General features: G+C 31.3%; 17 protein-coding genes and 1 pseudogene. 17 read left to right on the top strand and 1 reads right to left on the bottom strand.

Annotation, left to right across the window (positions count from 1 at the left end):
• Positions 1-35 precede the first annotated feature (35 nt).
• The 6 genes from HMPREF2728_RS02025 (at position 36) to HMPREF2728_RS02000 (ending at position 11,452) form a co-directional block, all read left to right on the top strand.
• Entirely contained in the window at positions 36-6,266 is a 6,231-nt protein-coding gene (locus tag HMPREF2728_RS02025; RefSeq protein WP_186822181.1) for a DEAD/DEAH box helicase family protein, read from the top strand.
• 74 nt (positions 6,267-6,340) lie between these two features.
• A complete protein-coding gene (locus HMPREF2728_RS02020; protein WP_049525940.1) occupies positions 6,341-6,625 on the top strand; it encodes a DUF5962 family protein in 285 nt (94 codons plus the stop codon).
• A 13-nt stretch (positions 6,626-6,638) separates the two neighbouring features.
• Positions 6,639-6,935, top strand: a complete 297-nt coding sequence (locus HMPREF2728_RS02015) for a DUF5966 family protein (RefSeq protein ID WP_049525938.1) — start codon at positions 6,639-6,641, stop codon at positions 6,933-6,935.
• A 394-nt stretch (positions 6,936-7,329) separates the two neighbouring features.
• Positions 7,330-8,913, top strand: coding sequence for an ABC transporter transmembrane domain-containing protein (locus HMPREF2728_RS02010; protein WP_049525936.1), 1,584 nt, complete (start codon positions 7,330-7,332; stop codon positions 8,911-8,913).
• A 261-nt stretch (positions 8,914-9,174) separates the two neighbouring features.
• Positions 9,175-10,296 (top strand): HesA/MoeB/ThiF family protein, encoded by a 1,122-nt coding sequence (locus HMPREF2728_RS02005; RefSeq protein ID WP_049525935.1) that lies wholly within the window; start codon positions 9,175-9,177, stop codon positions 10,294-10,296.
• Positions 10,289-11,452: a M16 family metallopeptidase gene (locus HMPREF2728_RS02000; RefSeq protein WP_049525933.1), complete on the top strand. Its 1,164-nt coding sequence runs from the start codon at positions 10,289-10,291 to the stop codon at positions 11,450-11,452. Before HMPREF2728_RS02005 ends, HMPREF2728_RS02000 begins: the two co-directional genes overlap by 8 nt.
• On the opposite strand, the gene HMPREF2728_RS01995 is transcribed toward HMPREF2728_RS02000, so the two are convergent.
• Positions 11,415-12,299, bottom strand: coding sequence for a helix-turn-helix domain-containing protein (locus HMPREF2728_RS01995; RefSeq protein ID WP_049525931.1), 885 nt, complete (start codon positions 12,297-12,299; stop codon positions 11,415-11,417). The two genes, HMPREF2728_RS02000 and HMPREF2728_RS01995, sit on opposite strands and share 38 nt — an antisense overlap.
• Positions 12,300-13,471: 1,172 nt before the next feature.
• Here HMPREF2728_RS01995 and HMPREF2728_RS01985 point away from each other — a divergent pair.
• The 11 genes and pseudogenes from HMPREF2728_RS01985 to HMPREF2728_RS01935 all read left to right on the top strand — a co-directional run bounded on the left by HMPREF2728_RS01985 (position 13,472) and on the right by HMPREF2728_RS01935 (position 22,430).
• Complete coding sequence (locus HMPREF2728_RS01985; RefSeq protein ID WP_049525930.1) at positions 13,472-14,113, top strand: hypothetical protein; 642 nt, start codon at positions 13,472-13,474, stop codon at positions 14,111-14,113.
• A 9-nt stretch (positions 14,114-14,122) separates the two neighbouring features.
• Positions 14,123-15,208, top strand: coding sequence for a toprim domain-containing protein (locus HMPREF2728_RS01980; RefSeq protein WP_049525929.1), 1,086 nt, complete (start codon positions 14,123-14,125; stop codon positions 15,206-15,208).
• A gap of 50 nt (positions 15,209-15,258) precedes the next feature.
• Positions 15,259-15,492: a DUF5965 family protein gene (locus tag HMPREF2728_RS01975; protein ID WP_000152419.1), complete on the top strand. Its 234-nt coding sequence runs from the start codon at positions 15,259-15,261 to the stop codon at positions 15,490-15,492.
• The gene (locus tag HMPREF2728_RS01970; protein WP_049525926.1) at positions 15,489-15,872 is read left to right on the top strand and encodes a DUF5945 family protein; all 384 of its coding nucleotides are present in this window, start codon (positions 15,489-15,491) and stop codon (positions 15,870-15,872) included. Before HMPREF2728_RS01975 ends, HMPREF2728_RS01970 begins: the two co-directional genes overlap by 4 nt.
• Before the next feature lie 36 nt (positions 15,873-15,908).
• Positions 15,909-16,184, top strand: coding sequence for a hypothetical protein (locus HMPREF2728_RS01965; RefSeq protein ID WP_049525925.1), 276 nt, complete (start codon positions 15,909-15,911; stop codon positions 16,182-16,184).
• An 81-nt stretch (positions 16,185-16,265) separates the two neighbouring features.
• Complete coding sequence (locus HMPREF2728_RS01960) at positions 16,266-16,898, top strand: DUF3990 domain-containing protein (protein WP_049525923.1); 633 nt, start codon at positions 16,266-16,268, stop codon at positions 16,896-16,898.
• Positions 16,889-17,116, top strand: a complete 228-nt coding sequence (locus HMPREF2728_RS01955; protein WP_000301902.1) for a hypothetical protein — start codon at positions 16,889-16,891, stop codon at positions 17,114-17,116. The genes HMPREF2728_RS01960 and HMPREF2728_RS01955 overlap by 10 nt, the downstream gene beginning before the upstream one ends.
• A gap of 444 nt (positions 17,117-17,560) precedes the next feature.
• Positions 17,561-19,951: an AAA family ATPase gene (locus HMPREF2728_RS01950; protein ID WP_049525921.1), complete on the top strand. Its 2,391-nt coding sequence runs from the start codon at positions 17,561-17,563 to the stop codon at positions 19,949-19,951.
• Between the two features lie 285 nt (positions 19,952-20,236).
• Complete coding sequence (gene pezA / locus HMPREF2728_RS01945) at positions 20,237-20,713, top strand: type II toxin-antitoxin system antitoxin PezA (RefSeq protein WP_049525919.1); 477 nt, start codon at positions 20,237-20,239, stop codon at positions 20,711-20,713.
• A pseudogene (locus HMPREF2728_RS10215) lies at positions 20,713-20,805 on the top strand (toxin PezT); the annotation flags it as partial. The gene pezA and the pseudogene HMPREF2728_RS10215, both read left to right, overlap by 1 nt.
• Before the next feature lie 221 nt (positions 20,806-21,026).
• On the top strand, positions 21,027-22,430 hold the full coding sequence (locus HMPREF2728_RS01935; RefSeq protein WP_049525915.1) for a hypothetical protein: 1,404 nt from the start codon (positions 21,027-21,029) through the stop codon (positions 22,428-22,430).
• The last annotated feature ends 205 nt before the right edge of the window (positions 22,431-22,635 follow it).

The raw sequence follows: 22,635 nt of genomic DNA, 5'->3' as shown, positions 1-22,635 counted from the left end.
ATTCTCCTATTTTCGTATAGATGAAAGGAGTGAGTATGGAAGTAATGCAATTATTGGCTATGTTTCGTGGAACAATTCCAAAAGATAGGGAGAAAATGGACCTATTTCTTCGTTATCAAGCTCAACATTTTGATGAGAAATGGCAGGATTTGGTAGTGAATTTTTTGACTGAAGAGGGCAAGATAGAAGAGATTCCTCACGTATATTCTTTTGATCAAGATATTGTTTCTTTCCTAGAGGCCAGTTCTGAAAATAATGACCAAGATTTAGAAAGTTACACAAGAAATTTTGGACAAGCAGGTCTAAGTAAATTATCTCAATTAAGTAATTTTGAGAAAAACTTGGTGCTAGAAGTCGCAACCTATAATCTTTTCACTCGATTTTACATCCAATCTGAAAAAGAGAAGCTAACACCATTAAGTGAGCTTGTATTTCATCAGAATCAGGATGTCAATTTAGTCAATGTCTATCGGGTTGCGAATAATCTATCTGATCGCATTAGTAGAGATATAGAGGAGTTTCTTCTAATGGTTGATTCCAAAGAACTAAAAAAAGAAGTTCTTGAGATTCATTTTGAAGAAAAAGAAGGAGATGTTCTAGCCTATTTGGGCTCAGAATTGACGGCTACTTTAGATATCGTTACGGATCTTGTCCATCATGAAGAAAACTACACACAACTCCCACTGACACAAAAGCTGAAGATTATTACTTATTTTGATGAAGTAAAGGCTATAAGAGAAAAGTCTAAGCAAGTAGAGGAAGCAGTCTTACCTTTAGATAATATTGACCAGGTAGAAGAAAATGTGGAAGTTCATTCCCTAACTAAAGTAGATAAAATTGTAGAAGAAGCTTTGAGGGAATATCCGATTGGTTCACAAGTAAGTTATAAAGGACAAGTATTTCAGTTGGTTTCAATTGAAAATGCACAGATAAATGACTTAGTTCGCCTAGAGCTATTCAATGATTCCAACCAGTTATTTGAAGAAAATCCTATTTTATATTTGAACAGTTTGGAAGAGATTGAACAAGTATTGTCTCTGGTAGAACTTGAAAAAGAAAATTCAGAGATTGAGATGGATTCATCAAGTGAAAGTCTGGAAATAGATTTGTATTCCTATCTGGAAGAAGAAAATGAAAATGAAAAGGAAAAAGATAAGGAAACAGAAACGCTTATTTCAGATATAGAAGAGACGGATGTCCCCGTTAAAGATTTTGTTTTTCCAGATGATTTAGAGGACTTTTACCCTAAGACAAATCGAGAAAAAATTGAAACGAATATCGCCGCAATTGAAATTGTTAAAAGATTAGAAAAAGATGGACGACAAGCGAATCCAGAAGAACAAGAGCTACTAGCCAAGTATGTCGGCTGGGGCGGTCTTGCCAATGAATTTTTTGATGAACTCAATCCAAAGTATGAAGCAGAACGTTTAACTCTTAGGAGCTTAGTAAGTAAGTCAGAATACTCCACCATGAAACAAAGTTCCCTCACAGCCTATTATACAGACCCAATGATTATTCGCCAGATTTGGCAAAAATTACTGGATGATGGTTTTGAGGGAGGAAGGATACTAGATCCTTCTATGGGGACTGGGAACTTCTTTGCGGCTATGCCTAGAAGTATACGAGAGAGGTCAGAACTCTATGGAGTTGAATTAGACAGCGTGACAGGCGCAATCGCAAAACAACTCCACCCCAATACCCATATTGAAGTGCGAGGATTTGAAGAAGTGCCCTATCAAAATAATAGTTTTGATTTAGTCTTAACGAATGTTCCATTTGGAAATTTTCGCATTGCAGATAAAAACTATGATAAACCTTATATGATTCATGATTACTTTGTCAAACACTCACTTGATTTAGTAAGAGATGGAGGACAAGTTTCGATTATCTCTTCTATTGGCACAATGGATAAACGGACAGATAATGTCTTACAAGAGATTAAATCCAACACTCATTTTTTAGGGGGAGTTCGTTTGCCGGATACGGCTTTTAAAAAGATTGCAGGTACCCGAGTAACTACAGATCTCCTCTTCTTTCAAAAGGACCAAGCAAAGAATCTTAATGAAGATGAGCTTGTCTTTAGTGGCTCTATTCCCTTTGAGGAGGATAAGCGTGTCTGGATCAATCCTTATTTTGATGGGAAATACAATACACAAGTTTTGGGTGAATATGAGGTACGTAATTTTAATGGAGGAACCCTCAATGTTAAGGGGGTATCAGAAACATTAGCTACTGACATTATGGAAGCGTTAGAAAATGTGGAAGAACCTAAACCAATTGACAATTCTTTGAAAGCACCTGTTTTTATCCAAGAAGAAGTGGATAATTCGATCCCAAGTCGTATACGTGAGGACTTAGCGCTCTATTCTTTTGGATATGAGAGAAATCAAATTTATTACCGAGATACGCATGGCATTCGGAAAAGTTCAAAAGTAGACGAAATTAGTTATTATGTAGATGAAAAGGGAGATTTTAAAGCTTGGGACAGTTCTTTGTCTGAACATAAAATAGACCGATTCGTGCAACTTCATTTGACAGATGAGGAAGCACTAGATGTTTACAAGTCAGAAGAAGCGAGTAAAAGAGGGAAATATAAGGGACTGTTCAAAAAAACTGTCTTTTATGAAAGTCCCTTATCGGATAAGGATATTAGTCGCATTAAGGGCATGGTTGATTTGAGAGAGACCTATCAATCCTTAATTGAAATTCAACGTCATCAAGATTATAGTCGGGCTGATTTTCAGGTGTTACTTAGTAAACTCAATCATGACTATGACCGCTTTGTAAGTCAATTTGGATACTTGAATGCCTCAGTCAATCGGAACTTATTTGATAGTGACGATAAGTATTCTTTACTAGCAAGTTTAGAAGATGAATACATTGATTCTAAAAGTCAGAAAGTAAAATATAAAAAATCTTTAGCCTTTGAGAAAGCATTGGTTAGGCCGGAGAGAGAGATTACAAGAGTTTCAACGGCTTTAGATGCCTTAAATTCCAGTTTATCGGATGGTAGAGGGGTTGATTTAGACTATATGGTATCAATTTATCCCGAACATAGCCAAGCTGCTATTTTAGATGAGTTAGGAGACCAGATTTTAATGGATCCAGAAAGCTATTTAAGAGGAGAAAGAAAATATCTTTCTAAGAATCAGTTTTTATCAGGAGACATTCTCAACAAGATAGAAGTAGTTCAACTATTAGTGGAGGAAAACAACCAAGAATATGATTGGAACCATGCTTTAGATTTGTTAGAATCTGTTCGCCCTCCGAGGATTCATCTGGCAGATATTGAGTTTAAAATAGGGTCACGTTGGATTCCTCAATCCGTTTATGGTAAATTTGCCTTTGAATGTTTTACCAATCGTGAATTTGAATTGTCTTCGCCTGATGTTGAACAAGTCATTGAAGTGAATCCTGTCGATGGCCAAGTTCATTTAAGGACATCATTTGCTTATCGCTATCCAAGTGCTAAAGATAGTAGTCTTGGAGTCAGTGGGTCACGTTATGATACAGGAAGAAAGATTTTTGAGAATTTACTAAATTCAAACCAACCGACGATTACCATGACTGTTACGGAAGGAGAAAAGAAAAAGACCATCACAGATTTGGAAAAAACCTCTGTTCTAAGAGCAAAAGAGCAGCATTTACAAGAGCTCTTTCAAGAATTTGTCTCACGGTATCCAGAAGTCCAACAAGTCATTGAGGAAAGCTATAATCGTCTTTATAATCGAACGGTTAGTCGAGAGTATGACGGTAGTCATCTAGTCATTGATGGCTTGGCACAAAATATCAGTCTTCGTCCTCATCAAGAGAATGCCATTCAAAGAATCGTAGAAGAAAAAAGAGCCCTATTAGCTCATGAGGTAGGTTCAGGAAAGACCTTGACCATGCTTGGTGCTGGGTTTAAATTAAAGGAGTTAGGGATGGTTCATAAGCCCTTGTATGTAGTGCCCTCTAGTTTGTCTGCTCAATTTGGCCAAGAGATCATGAAATTTTTCCCTACTAAAAAAGTCTTTGTGACCACTAAAAAAGATTTTGTGAAGGCGAGAAGAAAACAATTTGTGTCACGTATTATTACAGGAGATTACGATGCCATTGTCATTGGGGATTCTCAATTTGAAAAAATACCTGTCAGTAAAGAAAGACAGATGAATTATATCGAGGATAAACTCAATGAACTACGAGAGATTAAAACATATTCTGAAAATAAGTATACTGTTAAAGAAGCAGAACAATCAATAAGTGGTCTAGAGAAACAATTGGAAGAACTCCAACGCTTTAATCGTGATAGTTTTATTGATTTTGAGAACTTAGGAATTGATTTTCTCTTTGTGGATGAAGCACATCACTTTAAAAATATACGTCCAATTACTGGACTTGGAAATGTAGCAGGGATTACCAATACAACTTCTAAGAAGAATGTGGATATGGAAATGAAGGTTCGACAGATTCAGGAAGAACATGATTTTAAAAATATTGTCTTTGCGACAGGAACTCCTGTTTCCAATTCTATTAGTGAGTTATATACTATGATGAACTATATTCAACCAGATATTTTAAAACGCTATCAAGTTGATTATTTTGACTCTTGGGTAGGTGCTTTTGGAGAAATTCAAAACTCTATGGAATTAGCTCCTACAGGGGATAAGTACCAGCCTAAGAAACGATTTAAAAAGTTTGTCAATCTACCTGAGTTGATGAAAATCTATAAAGAAACAGCCGACATTCAAACACAAGATATGTTGGATTTACCTGTTCCAGAAGCTCATATTATCCCTATTGAGAGTGAGTTAACTGAAAACCAGAAACTCTATTTAGAAGAATTAGTTATGAGGTCAGATATGGTCAAATGTGGAACAGTTGATCCGAGTCAGGATAACATGTTAAAGATAACAGGTGAGGCACGGAAACTAGCAATTGATATGCGTTTGTTGGACTCTAGTTATAGTCTAGCAGACAATCATAAACTGCTTCAGGTAGTGGATAATGTTGAAAGAATTTATCGTGAAGGAATGGAAAATAAGGCTACTCAGATGATTTTTTCAGATATTGGAACACCTAAGAAAAAGGACAATGGCTTTGATGTTTATTCTGAGATTAAGGCTTTATTAGTTGATAGAGGAGTCCCTAGTAAGGAAATTGCCTTTGTACATGATGCCAATAGTGATGAAAAGAAGAATAGTTTGTCTCGAAAGGTCAATGCAGGAGAGGTGCGGATCTTACTTGCCTCAACTGAAAAAGGAGGAACAGGTTTAAATGTTCAGAGCAAGATGAAAGCAGTTCATCACCTGGATGTACCGTGGAGACCAAGTGACATTCAGCAACGTAATGGACGGATTATCCGACAGGGAAATGAAAACAAGGAAGTGGATATTTACCACTACATTACCAAAGGTTCATTTGATAATTATCTATGGGCAACTCAGGAGAACAAACTTCGTTATATTAAGCAGATTATGACTTCTAAGGAGCCGATTCGTGCTGCGGAAGACATTGATGAACAGACCATGACAGCTTCTGATTTTAAGGCACTAGCAACAGGTAATCCTTATCTCAAATATAAGATGGAACTAGAGAATGATCTAACTCTATTAGAAAATCAAAGACGCGCCTTTCAACGCAGTAAGGATCACTATCGTCATACAATCTCTTACTGTGAAGAAAATATGCCCATTCTTGAGAAACGATTAAGCAAGTATGAAGGCGATATTCAACAGTCTGAAATATCGAAAGACCAGGCATTTTCTATGACAGTAGGCAAGCAAGTTTTTGAGCAACGAGCTGAAGCAGGTGAATCTCTACACCGTCTTATCCGTCATAATCAAGCTGACATCAAAGAATTCCGTACCCTAGCAAGCTATCGAGGATTTGACATTAAAATGCTTAGTCTTCCAATAAATCAGCCTCTTCCTGAAACCTTCTCTGTTAAGATTGTAGGAGAAAATCAATATTCTGTCAGTTTAGATTTGTATTCTCCTTTGGGGACAATTCAAAGGCTCCAGCATACGATTGATTACATTAAAGAGGACCAAGTGAAAACTCAGAACTTATTGGATGAATTAAAGGATAAATGGACTACTGCTAAGGTAGAAATTGAGAAAAATTTTCCAAAGGAAGAGGAGTATCAAACTAAAAAGGCCGAATACGATGTACTCGCACCATTGATTGAAACAGAAACGGATTTAGATATTATTGATCAGGCATTAAGGCAATTCCACGAAAAAGGAAACGAAAAGCAGGAACAACTTTCTTTTGAATTAGATTAAAAAATATATAAAAATAGCGGACAAGAAAAGAAAAGCGCGGTAGAATAAAGATAGAAAGAAACGAGGTAACGATTATGATGGAAGATACCTATTATCAATTAGAAGAGGCCTTGGTACAGGGATTTCAAACACCTGAAGAATACCAAGCCTACAAGGAACTAAAGGAACATTATGAGGAAGTTACTGGGGATTACAGTTTTTCTAAACGAGAACTCACTAGTCAATTGGAAATCTCTCTTCAGAATCATCGAGGTGTGGATTTTGAAGAACATGAAAAAGAGGAGTATTTGGACTTAGTTCAAAAATTAGAAGAGTTTGATTCCTCTCTTGCCACCCATTATCGTCAATTGATTAACTAGAAAGGAGAAAGTTATGAATGATTTACTCCTTATCCCAGTAATTTTTTTAGCAGTTGGAGGAATTCTCATTCTTTTATGGAGACTCTTTCTTATTGCCAGTGGACTTTTCCTGATTGGTTTTGTCAGTTTTCTTATTTTCGTGGAGGTTTATGGAATTTATTTGTTCTTTACTGAACCTACTTTATATTTTGATGATATCAGACAACATGGTTTAACTAGTTTTACAGCTGTGTACCTTTTCATCAATCTGATGTTGGTTCTAGGATTTAGTTGGCGCTTCATTAACTCCATAAATAAGAATAAAATGTGAACTTTTTAGATAGTTAAAAGACTTTATTCAAAGGTAAGTTTGAATAGAGTTTTTTTTATTGATGTGCTTATAATCCCGTCCTAGTACTTAGTGTGAGAAATAAAAAGAGATGAATTAAAATTAAAGTGTACAGAATGCTTTAGAGTTTCTATTTTTCTTATAATATATAGTAATTTCGGTACAAATTAACTTGTATATTCTATCTGGTTTAGTGTGATATATTCATTGTTAAATAAAAATATGAGTTCTCCTCTTATTTTAAAAAATAATTATTTTATAATTTTTTTTTATATTTAGTGTAAACCATTCATTGCGTCCCAAATACGGGAGGTTTGTTTCTGATTTTCATATTTGGATTATAATATTCTCATCAGAGTTACTTAAGGAGTAAGATATGAACCAGATTATGAAACAATATAAATTACTATATTTCTTGATTATTTTATTAAGTTTGACAAGTGCTCTTTTAATGACATTCTTCTCTATTCAATTAGGAAGAATACTTGATAGTATATCTAATTCAAATAGTGGATTACTCTTTCATATCACTATTTCTGTAGGTTCTATTTTACTGTGGTTCTTTATCTCTTGTTCTTATTCCTATCTTAAAAATCAATATGTAAAAAAAGTTATTATAGATCTAAAAAAGGGTCTCTTATTACATTATTTATCGCGTGAATTTAACCAAATTGACAACCGTAACCATTCAGATTTCTTAAATAATATCACCAAAAATAGTGACCTTATTCAAGAAAATTTATTGATTCCTAGAATCTCTCTAATTGCAAATTTAGGGACCCTTATCATGAGTGTGGTTGCTATTATCTATATAGAATGGCGATTAGCATTAGTCTTTCTTTTATTGTCAAGTATAACGATTTTTCTATCTCAAATTCCTGGAAAGTTAATGACTAAAGCAACTAATAATTATTCCCTACAAAATAGTGACTATTTATCAAAAATGACAAACTTTATTGATGGTTTTGAACAAATTAAGTTATTAAATGTTCAAAGCTGGATTCAAGAAAAAATTCAAGGAATCAGTTTAGAATTTGAAGAGTCCAGAAAAACTTATCAATTTTTAAAAGACATAGCTTCAACTACTGGAACCTTACTAAGTTTTTGCTCTCAACTATCCTGTATGGTTGCTGGTATCTTTTTTGTAAGAAATAACTTACTGACTATTGGATTACTCGTAGCAAGTATTCAATTATTAAACGGTGTCTTTGCTCCTTTACAATCTATTCTTTACAATAAAAATTTAATCAACAGTTGTAAGTCCATTATTGATAATATCCAAGAAAATCTATATGAGACGAATCATGAAATTTTTCATAAAACAACTACAATTAATTGTGATAATATTTCGACCATTTCTATTAGCCAATTATATTATGAAATTGAAAATAGAATATTATTTGATTGTTTTTCCTATGAATTTAAAAAAGGCAAGCGCTATGCTATTATCGGTGCTTCAGGAGCTGGGAAAACAACTTTAGTAAAATTAATACTAAATTATTATCCAAAAAATCTTTATGATGGAGAAATAAAAATCAACGGAAAACAGAATATTGATATTCCCTCAGAGGAGTTATATAAAGATATTGCGTTTGTGCAAAAAAATGACTTTCTGATTGAAGGCAATATTCTAGAGAATATCAAATTGGCTAGAAACCTTCATTTAACTGAAAAATTAAGAAAATCCTTAGGTTTTAATGAAGACTTCCTTCGTAAAAACCTAGCTCAATCAAACCAAATCATTTCAGAAGGAGAAAAGCAACGAATTGATTTAGCTAGGTTTTTAGTCAAAACATATTCAGTTTATATATTTGACGAACCTACAAGTAACCTTGATCCAATAAAAGCAAAAGAAATAATGGACTACATTCTATCCATTAAAGATGCAATTGTTATTGTCATTACTCATGATCAAAATCCAGAAATATTGGAAGAGTTTGATCAGATAATTGTTTTATAATAGAAAGGAGGTGATGATCATGATTATGGAAGATTTCAACATTTTGGAGTTAGAATTTGAAGAAATTCGTGAAGAAGATACAACTAATTGGTACTTTATCTAAGATAATTTTAGATTTAGTTAATTTAAACTCTTAAAAAGAGAGTTTAAATTAGTTTGTATTAATAAAAAAGAAGTCAATAATATTAATTGACTTCTCGTGTATAACAAAAGCATGCATGTTCATCTTGCATGCTTTTATCAAATAGTTGAGGATATAAAATGGATAATTATTTCCCAAAATGGAACCAGGATAGAATCGTTTACCAATGGAAGAACGATAGATTAAGAATTGGAGCTGACGATGTTGATGTATTAGAAATTACAGGATACTCAGATTTTTGGTTAGATTTAATTTCTTGTTGCAATGGAATTAATAGCTTTGAAGAAATTAAAGATTTATTAAGAAAAAAATATGATATATCCGAAAATATTATAGAAAAATATATATCTAAATTTTCTGATCGTAATTTATTAGAAATATTAGATAGACCTGTAAATCAAATTGATCACTATTTAATTAATGAATCACTGGAAACTTATTATTCTAGTGAAGGTATTGGTGGGATTAAATTACTTGAAAAATTGAGTAATTTAAAAGTTACCATACTAGGATGTGGAGCCGGTGGTTCTCATATCGCATTACAATTAGCCCAATTAGGGGTAGGGCGACTTCATTTAGTCGATGATGATATTGTTAAAGAAAATAATATAAATAGGCAATCTATGTTTACCTTTAACGATATTGGTAAATATAAAGTTGACTGTGTAAAAGATTGTATTCTAAAACGTAATTATCAGTGTGTAGTCACAAAAAGAAAGTTAAAAATGAGCACTGTTGATGCTGTAAAAAAAGAAATTTCTGAAAGTGACTGGGTATTTTGTTGTATGGATGAACCTCCTTATATAGCACAAAGATTAGTAAATAGAGCATGCTATTTATTTAATATCCCTAGTATATACTGTTTTAGCCAACGTAGCGCAGGTAAACTCTTATTTTGTAATCCTAATATTCAAAATATAGGCTGTGTTGATTGTTTACTTTATGAACAAGATAGTGATAACTTTCAAAATTTAGTTAAAAAATTTTCAAACTATGATGGAAAATTAATAACTGCAAATATTTTAACTAATATTCTATTATTGTCATCATGGGTTGTGAAGAAATGGTTAGATTGTGTAACAGAGAAAAATAGTAATGTTTGGAATACTTTATTTAGATTTGATTTTTATAGTTTTAGGGAAGATGAATTCAAGCACTTCTCTAAGCAATCTCATTGTCCTACATGTGGTCATGATTTCAATAAAAGTAAACTCTGGGAGATTCTAAAAATTGATGAATAAGAAAATTATATTTAAAAAAAATCAAGCAAGTAAATTTGCATATTTTTCATTGATGTTTGTTGCAGGTACTAGTATTGAGCAAGTAAATGAATTAGGATTTTCACATCTTATTGAACATTTACTAATACGAGCAGGGAATGAACAATCACTAAATGAATTGTTTGATATGAATGGTGCAGCTATTAAAGGAGAGACATCTAGAGATTATATTAATTTAAGTGGTTACTGTCTAGCTGAAGATTTCTATAAAATTTTTAAAATACTGATAAGTAGGATTTTCAATCTTTCTATTACTGAAGATGAACTATTGAGGGAAAAGAAAATAGTCTTAATTGAATTAAATCAGTATGAAAATAGTAAAAAATCTATTAATGATAATCGAGTAATTTTTAAAAATAGTTCTTGGTCAATAGATATTATTGGTACTAGAGGTAATATTGAGTCTGTTACTTTAGAAACTATATATAAATTTTATAAAAATAAAATTCAAGCAGGAGAATTCCAGATTGCTATTTCTGGTCCAAGTTTTCTACAAAGTGAAATCATATATATTGAAAATATGTTACCTTTAAGTGGATCATCTGTAGAAATTAACTTTCCGACATTTTCAAGTGGTTTAACAGAATTAGATAAAATACAAGAACTCTCTGAAATTTCTATGTATCTTGATATATCTGGTATGGTAGCATCATCTCATGATATGGCAATGTTAAGTATCTTAAACTCGATGTTAACTGGTATTAAAGATTCATTATTAGGCCATAAGTTAAGGACACAAAAGCAATGGATATATAATATTGTATCATACCCAATATTTTATAGTAATATGACTTTACTAAAAATCGTAACTATAACACCTACAATCTATAAGAAAAAATTGATTAAAACACTAGAGAACAATCTTGTTAATGAATCCGATTTATCTGATGAACTATTATTTTATAAGGCTAAAAAAAGAGTAATCAATGAATTGTACATAAATTGTGAAGTTAATAAAAATGAATATTTAAAAACAATTTGTAGAGAAAAATTATTTGATATTCCAAGTTGGGATAGTATTGCTGAAGAGCTAGAGTTGATTTCTTTAGATGAGTTCAAGAGATTTTCAAAAAAAGCAATTATTCAAAATAGGAATTACCACATTGTATTAAATTGATAATATTTTTTTCGAAGTATTCTTTATAATTTTTGTATATTGTTTTATTGAATAATTCAAAAATTTTTAAAGCATCTTCTATTTTTAAAATTGATTTTTGATTATGATGAAATTTAAGTTCAAAATATCCATCTAAATACAAAAAAATAGTTTGTTCAAAAAAATCTGTGGAATTAGATAATATATTCTTAGTAGCTTGTTTTAAAAATAAAGATTCCTCATATAAGCTATTTTCAATCATTATAATAAGTGAATTAAGAAGTAATTGAACGAGAGATTGTTTATTTCTAGGTATGGAACTATACAACTTTCCTTTTTTTAGTGCCTCTTTAGCATATCTAAATAATAAATTTGGTAATATTGCTCGACAGCAATTTCCAAGAATAAGAATTTCGTAATATCCCCAGTTTTCAACAGAAAATAAATAATTTGTAAGGTAAGAGGTGTCTTGATTACTCAATTTATGATTATTATCAATTCCATAGACAATGCTTTCAATGAAAATAGCATTTAGCTTATGATAATGAGAATTTGTCTCTCTAAACAGTGCTATCTCTTTGTTTGCCATATTAAGTAATGATTTAATTTCTTGATTGTAGGCAGCCTGTTGAACTAAGCGGATCAAGCTATTGAAGTCTGAAGGCTCATAATTATTACAGGAAAGTAAAAACTCTTCTAGTGTTACACCTATTTTTTCAAGTAGATATAATAATTTAAAAAATGAAATTTCTGTCTCTCCTAATTCAAATCTAGAAATTTGAGACTTTGAAATTTCTGCACCTGCTAATGAAGAAATAGAAATACCTTTTCCTTCTCGTATTTTTCTATAAGTTTCACCTAAAATCATATTTACCTCCCTTTACCATAAAAAATTATTAGAAAGTGTGACAGATTATGAAAAAATACTATCAAATTCTTTTATTACTATTTGATATTATCATTATTATTGGATTATATCAATAAAATTAATGAGTCTGGGTAAAAACTCAATTTCAGGAGAAAATAAAATGAATATTCCCACGATAAAACGCATTATATCAAGTTTTTTGGACAGCCTTTGTTCGAAAATTATTTTAACTCATAGTTGATGATTCCATAAATTGAAAAGTTTTATACTTAGTATTAAAATGCTCGATTTTAATACGTATTACAAGTATCTCTATTAAACCTCTTATCCTCTTCAGTCAATGGATGCTTTTTAGAACTTTTAACAGGAATGAAGGTTATCTTATGAGTATTCACAATGCATAAATAATCCAAATCCAGAAAAACAAGTGATTGCTCTGGCAAACTTGACCTATCCTTTCTTAAAAAGAGTAAAATCATGTGTATGACCTTCTTAAAAAACTAATTAGCAGGCATGAAGTGGTGTTAAATCGAGTATGATTTGTGTCTTTATGTTATGTCTCTTTTTTCCTGAATAATTTTACTTTGGTTTCTTTTAACGTTGAAATAGGATTTTCTATTACATCAATAGCTATAGTGACACTTGTTGATTTTAAGTTTTCTAAGTCAAATAGACTTGAGGAATGGAGAGTATATTCTACGAATGTTAATGTTCAGTGACTGTCGCTAATCCAAGACCAAAATCAAAAGCTAGGAGACGTAGAGTTGGTCAATAGAATAAATAACGCAAGTTTAGCATCAACTGTTTTTATAGACTTAGCGTTTTTGGACGTCCTCCTTTATAGTGTTTGGCTTTATAAGCTTTATTTAGACAGGATATCTTCGTTGGGAAGGTGTCCTTTTTTACACTAATAAATAATTTAAAGTTCTCAGAAGTTAGTTGCATGATCTTTTGTAAATAGTTTTCTTAACTATAGTATAGCATAGTACAGTATGCATTTTATTTTTTTCCAATAAGTCTATTATACTCCAAAGACAGCTAGTTTTATTTTTTTCTCTGAACTGTACGATTTTGCGCCTGAAATGTAGGAATCACCTTTAGTTGTTGTGTGATAAAACTTACAAGTTCTTTTTGTTATTCTTGACCTAGTTTTTATAGAAAGAAGGTCTAAGATGTTAAATAAAGTCAAAACTAAAGCCTTAATTAGTGTTGGAGCAGTAGCCGCAACTAGCTTTATTCTCATGATGGGATATACTGCTGGTCAACATTCTACTGCTAAACAAAGTCGCAAAGAGATTGAATTGGCTGCAGCTAAACTTGTGGAAGATAAACAAGCAGAAGATAAAGCCAGTATTTTGTCATCGGATACTGTAAAAGAATTTTTGACACAGTACTATACGAAAGAAAAGCTCGGAGAAAATAATACACGCATTCAACCTTATATGACTGAATCAGCTTATTCTCAAGAATTGACAAGTCAAAACGATGCCATGAACCAAGTGTATAAGGACTATATTTTGGATTATCATTTTGAAAAAGCTGATATCTTTGTCAATCAGACTACGAATCAAGCCATTGCCATGGTCTCTTATAATGTAACCTATGTATCTGATTTAAAGAATGCCAACCAATCAAAGACTAATCAGACAGAAACAAGAACAGTTAAGTTATCCTATTCTAAACTACCTGGTAAGTTATTGGTCAACCAAGTACAGGTTTGGAAATCTGGGTTGGATGATTTAGATAAGGAAACTCCTAAAACTTTAGAAGAATCATCATCAATACCATCACTGCCAAATACTACGACAAAATGATGATATTGCATGGAAATAGAAGAATGTAAGCAAATTTCAATTCTTGATGTAGCAAGTCGTTTAGGTATCTCCTTTAAACAAGTTTCTAGCAGTGTCTATGAACATCCTGAACATGATTCATTTCGGATTTTTTCAACTACCAATACTTTTAAATGGTTTTCAAGAGATATTCAAGGTGATGTCATTGATTTTGTTCGACTAGTTAAGGGAATATCCTTTAAAGAAGCTCTAGCCTTTCTTTCTGAAGAACCTTTTCAAAAAGGCATTGTTCAAGACAATATAGAGAGACCATTTTATTATCCTTTAAAGTCAATAGAAGATTCTGACTGTCGTTTGACCAGATATTACTTAACAGAATGTAGAGGAATTTCAGAAGAAATCGTACAAAAGATGATTCAACAAAGTTTGATAGCACAAGCCAGTTGGAAAACAAATGAAACAGTTGAACCTGTTATTGTATTTAAAAGCTTTGATCATCGTCATAAGCTGCAGGCAGCAAGCTTACAAGGGATATATAAGAATCACTCTCTTCCTAGAGAGAGGTTAAAAACGATTCTAAAAGGAAGCCATGGACATGTTGGAATATCCTTTGACATTGGTAAACCAAATAGACTGGTCTTTTGTGAATCGTTCATCGACTTAATGAGCTATTACGAACTTCATCAACAAAGTCTATCTGATGTTCGTTTGGTATCTATGGAAGGATTAAAAAGGTCTGTTGTTGCTTATCAAACTTTACGACTGATAGCTGAAGAAAATCAGAAATTGGAATTTTTAGATACAGTAATACCTTCAAAGTTATTGCCTTTAATCAATACAATTCGTGATACCACCAGCTATTTTGATAATCATCCTGATTTATTGACACTGGCGGTAGATTGTGATGATGCAGGTAAAGATTTTTCTGATAAGTTATCTCAATCAGGATTTCCTGTTTTACTGGACTTACCTGATAATGAATTTGGGAAAGAAAAAATAGACTGGAACGATACTCTTCGAGAAAACAAATCAGATTTACAATTTATGATTGAGAATTCAAAAGAGATGTTTGGGAATCCACCAGTAAGACAAGCCTCTCAATGTTTAGAATTGTGATAACAAAATCAAGATGTTTTAGCTAATATTAGAATGAAGGAGGATCGTATATGACCATAATCGAACGCTTAGAAGAAAAGGTCACTAGGCAAGAAAGCAAGGTAGCAAGAGAGACAGAAAAACTAGCTGCTTACAAAGAGCAACTGGAGACAGCGATGTTTGCGACGTTCAAAAGGCGTCAAAGCATTAGTCACATGAGTTTTGAAGAAGCTCTTGACCATGCCTTTGGTAAAGAAAGACAATTCGATGATTCTGAATTTAGAAAGGATGAAATGAGTGAATGACAAAAGATTGGAATTTTAATCAACCATTAGAGAGTAAATCAGAAAATCAAGAAGATCCAGATAAAATTGCGGCCTTATTTGGAAATCATCAAGGAGGTAATAATGTAAATTATGAAGCAGCTTTTCAAAAGCGTAAACAAGCACCTGTGACGGAATCAAATTCTAGTTCTAAACCCAAAGTTATAGAGGTTAAAACAGGGAAAGAGACAGATATCACTACAAGTTATCAGCAACATCTTAAAAGGCTGATTGCGGATAACAATAGTGATATTCAAAGTAGTCAAAAGAAAATTGAAGAGCTACATACGTTGATTGACACAAAGAATAAAGATAATAAGAAATTGCAGTCAATTTATGATGCGATTTCCGAATTACACTAAGCAGTCCTGGTAGGCTGCTTTTTTGAGAGGTTATAGATGTTTACAGCATTTTTTAAGAAAAACCAAGACAATGGTGATATATTTAAGAAGCTAATTCATCGACTATCTGATATGTCTGTCCAAGATCTTGAAAAAATAGACCGATTGCTAGATATCATTTTCACTACAAATCAAGAATCAGAACAACTAAAAACAGAATCAACTTACAGAGAAGAAACTTTGGACGACACATTAAAGGAAGCTAAGAATCAACTTCATAAGGAACAATTGGAGAAGAATTTAGAGAGATTTAGGAAAGATGGAATGAAATAAATGGTTTTATAAAATTTTCTTTTACTTGCATAAAGTCTTGTGTTATACTTTTAGTATAGACTAGAGAAGGAAGTAAATATTTTGGAGTTGACTACCAAGCAGGAAAAGCAACTAGGTCAGACTCAGTGGTTCCATGCGACATTGTTCCGACATTTAGAATCGTTAAAAAAAGGTATCAATGTTCAATTTAACTTAGGGAGTGAGCTAGATTTTGGACCTGGTTTCTATATTACGCCTGACTTTGAACAAGCTAGAAAATTTATCAATAAACAAGTTGAAGTTCTAAATAACATTATGGCGAATAAAGATATTTTTGAGTCAGAAGAAGAATTCGGAATTATATTAGAATTTCGTATTTCAAATTTTGTAGAAATTTTTAAGAACCCAGACTATCATTGTCACTATTTTGCAAAACATAAAAAATCAGAGTCAGATTTAGATTTTGCGGAATTTGTCTTTCAAAATCGGGAAAATCCAGATGAATTACAACACCATTTTGATTTTATCTATGGTGTTCAGACTGATGACAATCCAACCCAAGCTTTAGCTCGTTTTCGTCAGAATGAAATTACAAAAGAAGAAATGCTTTCTGAGTTTAGAAAACCCTATTCTTTTAAACAATTATCCATTCACAACCAATCTTTTTGTGATATAATGAAAATAGAGAAGGTTTATCAATCAAAGACAGGAGAGGAGTTACAAAAATGGCAGTAGTATCATTGGAAAATAATATTAAACTATATAGTTCAGAATTATTTCAAGCACTATTAAAAGCCTCTAATTATAAATTGGATGAGCGTATTGCTCAGACTGTTGCAGAAGGCTATGCTCGTAATCTAGATTATTCTGATCCTGAACTGATGCATGTTGGTGTAACTTCGGTTGCTAACAATCTGCTTACAAAAATTAAACAAGAGTATTTTATTGTATAGGATTTTGAAATAAGCGACCTCAAAAGAAAGAAATTACTCTTAGCCAAGTTGATAGCTAGCAGTTCAGTTATCAGGGTTAATAGTAGCGAGTCAGACGGACTGACTCGCTTTTTCATTATTTTGTTTTTTTCCCGATGAAATCGTAATAAATGTCTATCTGAATAATTCAGTTGCGTTTCGTGTCAATCGGCTTGTGAATCATTTTCTGTCAAGTTAGAAATGAAACTCCTGTCGGAATGAGTTAGACTGACAAATCTAGACGAAGTTTTCAGTATTTAATGTGATAGATTAGGCTTAAAAATCTCATTTTACAGAGTTGAAAGAAGTTGCTTCATCGACACAATTCAAAGATCGATTGGAATGATTCTCATTTATAAAGTAATTTGAGTACGCATCCTGTTTTATGCTATGTCTATATGATATAATGAAAAAGAGGTATAAACTATGTCAGATTTAGAGATTAAAAAAATTGATATCAAAGATTTTGGTTGCTATAAAGATTACAAACAGCATAGTCAATCAGGTATCGGTAATGATTTTAATGATGGAAGAATTAATATTTTTTACGGTAGAAACTATTCAGGAAAAAGTACTTATTCGAAAATTTTTCAAAGTATTGAACTTAAGCAACTTCCAGAAAAGTATGAAAATATAGATTTTGAAGTCAAACTAGCTAATCATAGGATTATTAAGTCAAACGAAATAGGTAGCGACTTACCAATAGATTGTAAAGTTTTCAATCAGCAATTTATTGACGATAATATTTATCTTCACAATGACAATAAATTAAATAGTTTCCAAATTTCGATAGGTAGTGATACTAATGAAACCTTGAAGAAAATTGAAGATATACGATTAAACGAACTTAAACCCAGAAATGAAAAATTGTCACAGGTTGAATCGGATATAACTAAAAAACAAAAAAAGCTTAAGAGTAGTGAAAATGGTTTGAATTCAAAACTGAGAACAACTGCATCAAAAATCAAGAATTTAAAGAATCCCTCGGTCGTAGTTGGTAATAAATATGATATACGAGATATAAAGGAAGAGTTTAAAAAATATTCAGCTCATTTTCCTATTTTACCATTACAAGATGATGAGAAGGCTGTAGCTGAGTTAGAAAAGAATGTTGAACAAGCCAAAATACGAATTCTCGAAAAAAACATAAATAAACCACAAAAAATTGATTTAGTTAGTTTTGATAAAAATTTTAATTTCACATTATTTTTAGAAAATACGAAGAAGCTTTTATCTAAAGTTGTCTCAGTAAGTAATATTCTAGATGAATATAAAGATAGTCCAGATAAAATAAATTGGATTAAGCATGGTGTTGATATCCATGGAGATAATCCAGAAAAATGTGTATTTTGTGGTAACGGCATTGATGGTGAGCTTATTAAAAATCTAAAGTTGGCTTTTTCTGATGAGTTAAGCTCTCTGGAAAACGAATTAGTGCTGCAAAATAATAGGATAAAATCAGAAATCCAAAAATTAGATGCTATTCCAAATATTAATAAGGAAGATTATTTTAAAGACTCTGTATCTGATATTCAAAATATAAACAAAGAGATTGAAAATAATATTAATAATAGAAAAAGAGTTCTAGAAATACTAGAATCAAAAATTTCAGAAAAACAACGAGACATTTTTTCTAAAATTGAAATTAATGATTTAAATTGGATTGATTTTTCCGAAATTCAAGTTGAGATTAACTCACTATATGATGGTACTATTAAACAGATAGAACAATTTGAGGATAGGAAAACTAAAAGCATAGATTTTCTTCGAAGATATTATATCGTAAAAGAGTTCCCTGTATCTGAGTTCACTAAACTATCTCAAGAAGTTGACCAACTTGAAGAATATATAAATGAGAATTCCAAAGAACAGAAAAAATTAAAGGAAGAAAAAGAAAAATTTGAGCAAGATATTATTGAACTTGAAGGTAGTTTAAAGTCAGAATCTGAAGCAGCAAAACGTATAAATATGATACTTCAAAATTCTTTAGCACATTCAGAGATGTCCCTAAAATCAGTCGATGATGAGGAAGGTATATATTTCGAAGTTTCTCGTAATGAAGAAAGAGCATATAATCTAAGTGAAGGAGAAAAATCATTAATAGCCTTTGCTTATTATATTACAAGATTAGAAAGTTTGTCGACAGAAGAAAAGTCAAAAACAATCTTATTTATTGATGACCCTGTCTCTAGTCTGGATGAAAATAACATTTTTTATATCTACAACCTAATTTTTTGTCTTCTAGAAAAGAAAGAATTTTTACAATACTTCTTGTCCACTCATAATCTAGATTTCTTGAAATATACAAATAGATTTTCTAATAAAAAAGATTATTACTTAATAGAAAAGATAAAAGAAGCTGAAAATATCCCGTCAAAAAGTTATATAAAAAAATTGCCTACGCATTTATCAAATAAAGTCACAGAATTTGTATTCCTGTTTGAACAAATATATAGAGTGGCAACAGAAGATGAACACGAAAATAATTTTTCTGTTTTTTATAATTTTCCAAACAACGGTAGAAAATTTATTGAAACTCTTTTATACTTTAAATATCCTGACTATAAAACAAAGAATGACGATAAAATTATTAATTATTTCGGAGATGAGAATGCTCCATTTATGCAACGTATAAATAATGAGTACTCTCATGGAGAAGATAGGTTTGATAGAACTCGCAATCCCATTAATACATGCGAGTTTAAGCATGATGCTAGAATAATATTAGGCGCCTTACATCGAAATGATCCAGAACAATTTAAATCATTTCTCAATAATAGTAATTTAACTCACCCCGATTTTCTGGAAGATAGATAAAAATAACGACATTTCATTAAAGAGATGTACTTATACTAAACGAAAATCAAAGAGCAAACTAGGAAGCTAGTCGCAGACTGTACTTAGGTACGGCAAGGCGAAGCTGACGCGGTTTGAATTTGATTTTCGAAGAGTATTATCTCTATACTGTTGAGTGTTGTGCTCCCTTTTAGGTGGCTTTTTTAGAAGTAAAGTTTAGTATAGAAAAACAAGACACAACTCACCAAAATTGGTGAGTTATGTTTTTTATGTTATAATGGTATTATCAAATGAAGGGAGTTTGCCATGATTGGAAAAAACATAAAATCCTTACGTAAAACACATGACTTAACACCACCCGAATTTGCCCGAATTATAGGAATATCTCGAAATAGCTTAAGTCGTTATGAAAATAGAATTAGTTCAGTCTCTACGGAACTAATAGATATCATTTGTCAAAAGTTTAATGTATCTTATGTAGATATTGTAGGAGAAGACAAAATGCTCAATCCTGTTGAAGATTATGAACTGACTTTAAAAATTGAAATTGTGAAAGAAAGAGGTGCTAATCTATTATCTCGACTCTATCGTTATCAAGATAGTCAGGGAATTAGCATTGATGATGAATCTAATCCTTGGATTTTAATGAGTGATGATCTATCTGACTTGATTCATACGAATATCTATTTAGTAGAAACTTTTGATGAAATAGAGAGGTATAGCGGCTATTTGGATGGAATTGAACGTATGTTAGAGATATCTGAAAAACGGATGGTAGCCTGATGGAAATTCAAGATTATACCGATAGTCAATTTAAACAGGCTTTAGCAAGGAACCTTCGCTCACTGACAAGAGGAAAAAAGTCCAGTAAGCAAACTAATATGTCTGCTGATATTGTTTATTTAACTGCTTCTCACAACGAATTAAGAAGAAAGAGAGAACTGTTTCCAGAAAATGATAATTTTATCTGCTATGTACAATATGATAGAAGTAAAAAATTTCCAATTCATAACATCATAGTAGATTCATATTAAAAAAAGAATAGAGAGGGATATTTGGAATTCAATTGGAATCCAAATTATAGAGGGCCTTTACTATGGATGTTATTAAGGATTTAGCAACAGTAATTTCTATGATTGTTTCTACGATTACTATAGCAGGAATATACTATTCTGATAATGGAGAAGTTGAAAAACGTAAAAAAATATTTTTAAAAAATATTGCCTTAATAATTGTCTTTACCATTTTATTATGGATATTTAGTATCTATTTATTAAGAATATATTTTCAAACAGATTTATTGACAGTTTTGTCATTGGTTAATCCAACTTTAGTTTTTTTCTTTATCTTATGTACTGTAACAGTCAGTATGAATTCCTTTATTTATTCAAGAAAAAAATTTTTATCTAACATCAAGAATGATGAGATAATTTATGTTTTTTACAAAAAATATCTTACAATTCACAAAAAACTGAATAGAGGTAAACTTTGGAAATATAGTCAATCTTATTTGTTCCCATTTATTAAGTCAGTTCTAATAGGAGTGTATATTTTATTAGGAATTCTTTCTATTTTTATTATTTTTATTAATCATTTTGATAACGAGGTAAAACAGTTCCCGTTTCAATCTCTCGAAAGGTTCTATTTAAAAAATATCAGTGATGGTAAAGTTTATTCGATTGATACTGAAACTGACTTTGATATAGTTATGACTTCTGAAAACAAAATCCCACAGTCACTATACAGTATTGAAGATAATATTTATAGTTTACCTATAGATAATCAGAGAATAAAGTTAAAAAAAGGAACAAAGCTATTTGAGTCATCAGTTGAGAAAATAAAAATTTATAGGAATAACAAAGAAAGTGTTACAGTGAATAAAGCTGAAGGTAAAACATTCTTAATATTAGAACAAGATGATGTTTTTGATTTGGTTTCGGATAGTAAAGATTCTACGAAAAAGAAATCATATTTATTTTTATCAAATCAATACAGGAAACTAGAAAAGGAAATGCAAACGGTAAAATCCTTAATCCTACCTGGTATAATAGGATTTATTATATTTGGTTTAACATTTTTGCTAACCAATTTTTATTTTTTCCCATTAATCATTGTAATATTTGGTGGATTTGTTGATATGTTATTACTTCAAATTAATAATAACAATTCATTTCATATAGCAATGGTTCTTTCGATTTTAGTAGCTCTTTATTTTCTAATTTGTATTGTTATTTATGATTGTTGTGTGGTGAATCTCCATGAATCAAAGGATACAATAAAACTGATAAGGTATCATTATAAAAAATTTTCATATCAAATCAGAAAGCAAGATTTAATCGAAAATTTATTAAATGGCAAGACATGCGGGTGTCATGTGGTTAAATTTCCTTATTTAGTAGGTGAAAATAGAACAGAACCTAAAATTATTTTTTTCATCTATAAAAACTATTGGGATATTTTAAGGTTACCTATTTTATACTTTAAATGTAAAAAGCACTAGAGAGCCAGTTCTGTCTCTCTTTTTTCTTACTCTCATCTTCATGCTGTGATACCTTTTCCAAATTTCCTCTGATATACTTTTTTCAACTTTAAAAAATCCAACTAAGATTTTTCTACTGGGGGTTTGGGGGCGAAGCCACCAAGTTATCTTATCGTTAGCTGTCAAAACTAGAAGTTTTTGATCGGTTGGCGATATGATTTTTGGG

It is taken from the genome of Streptococcus sp. HMSC061D10, from assembly GCF_001808865.1.
In the GTDB taxonomy this organism is placed as follows: domain Bacteria; phylum Bacillota; class Bacilli; order Lactobacillales; family Streptococcaceae; genus Streptococcus.
The sequence above is the reverse complement of the archived record's forward strand: the minus strand, read 5'-3'. Positions and strand labels throughout refer to the sequence as shown.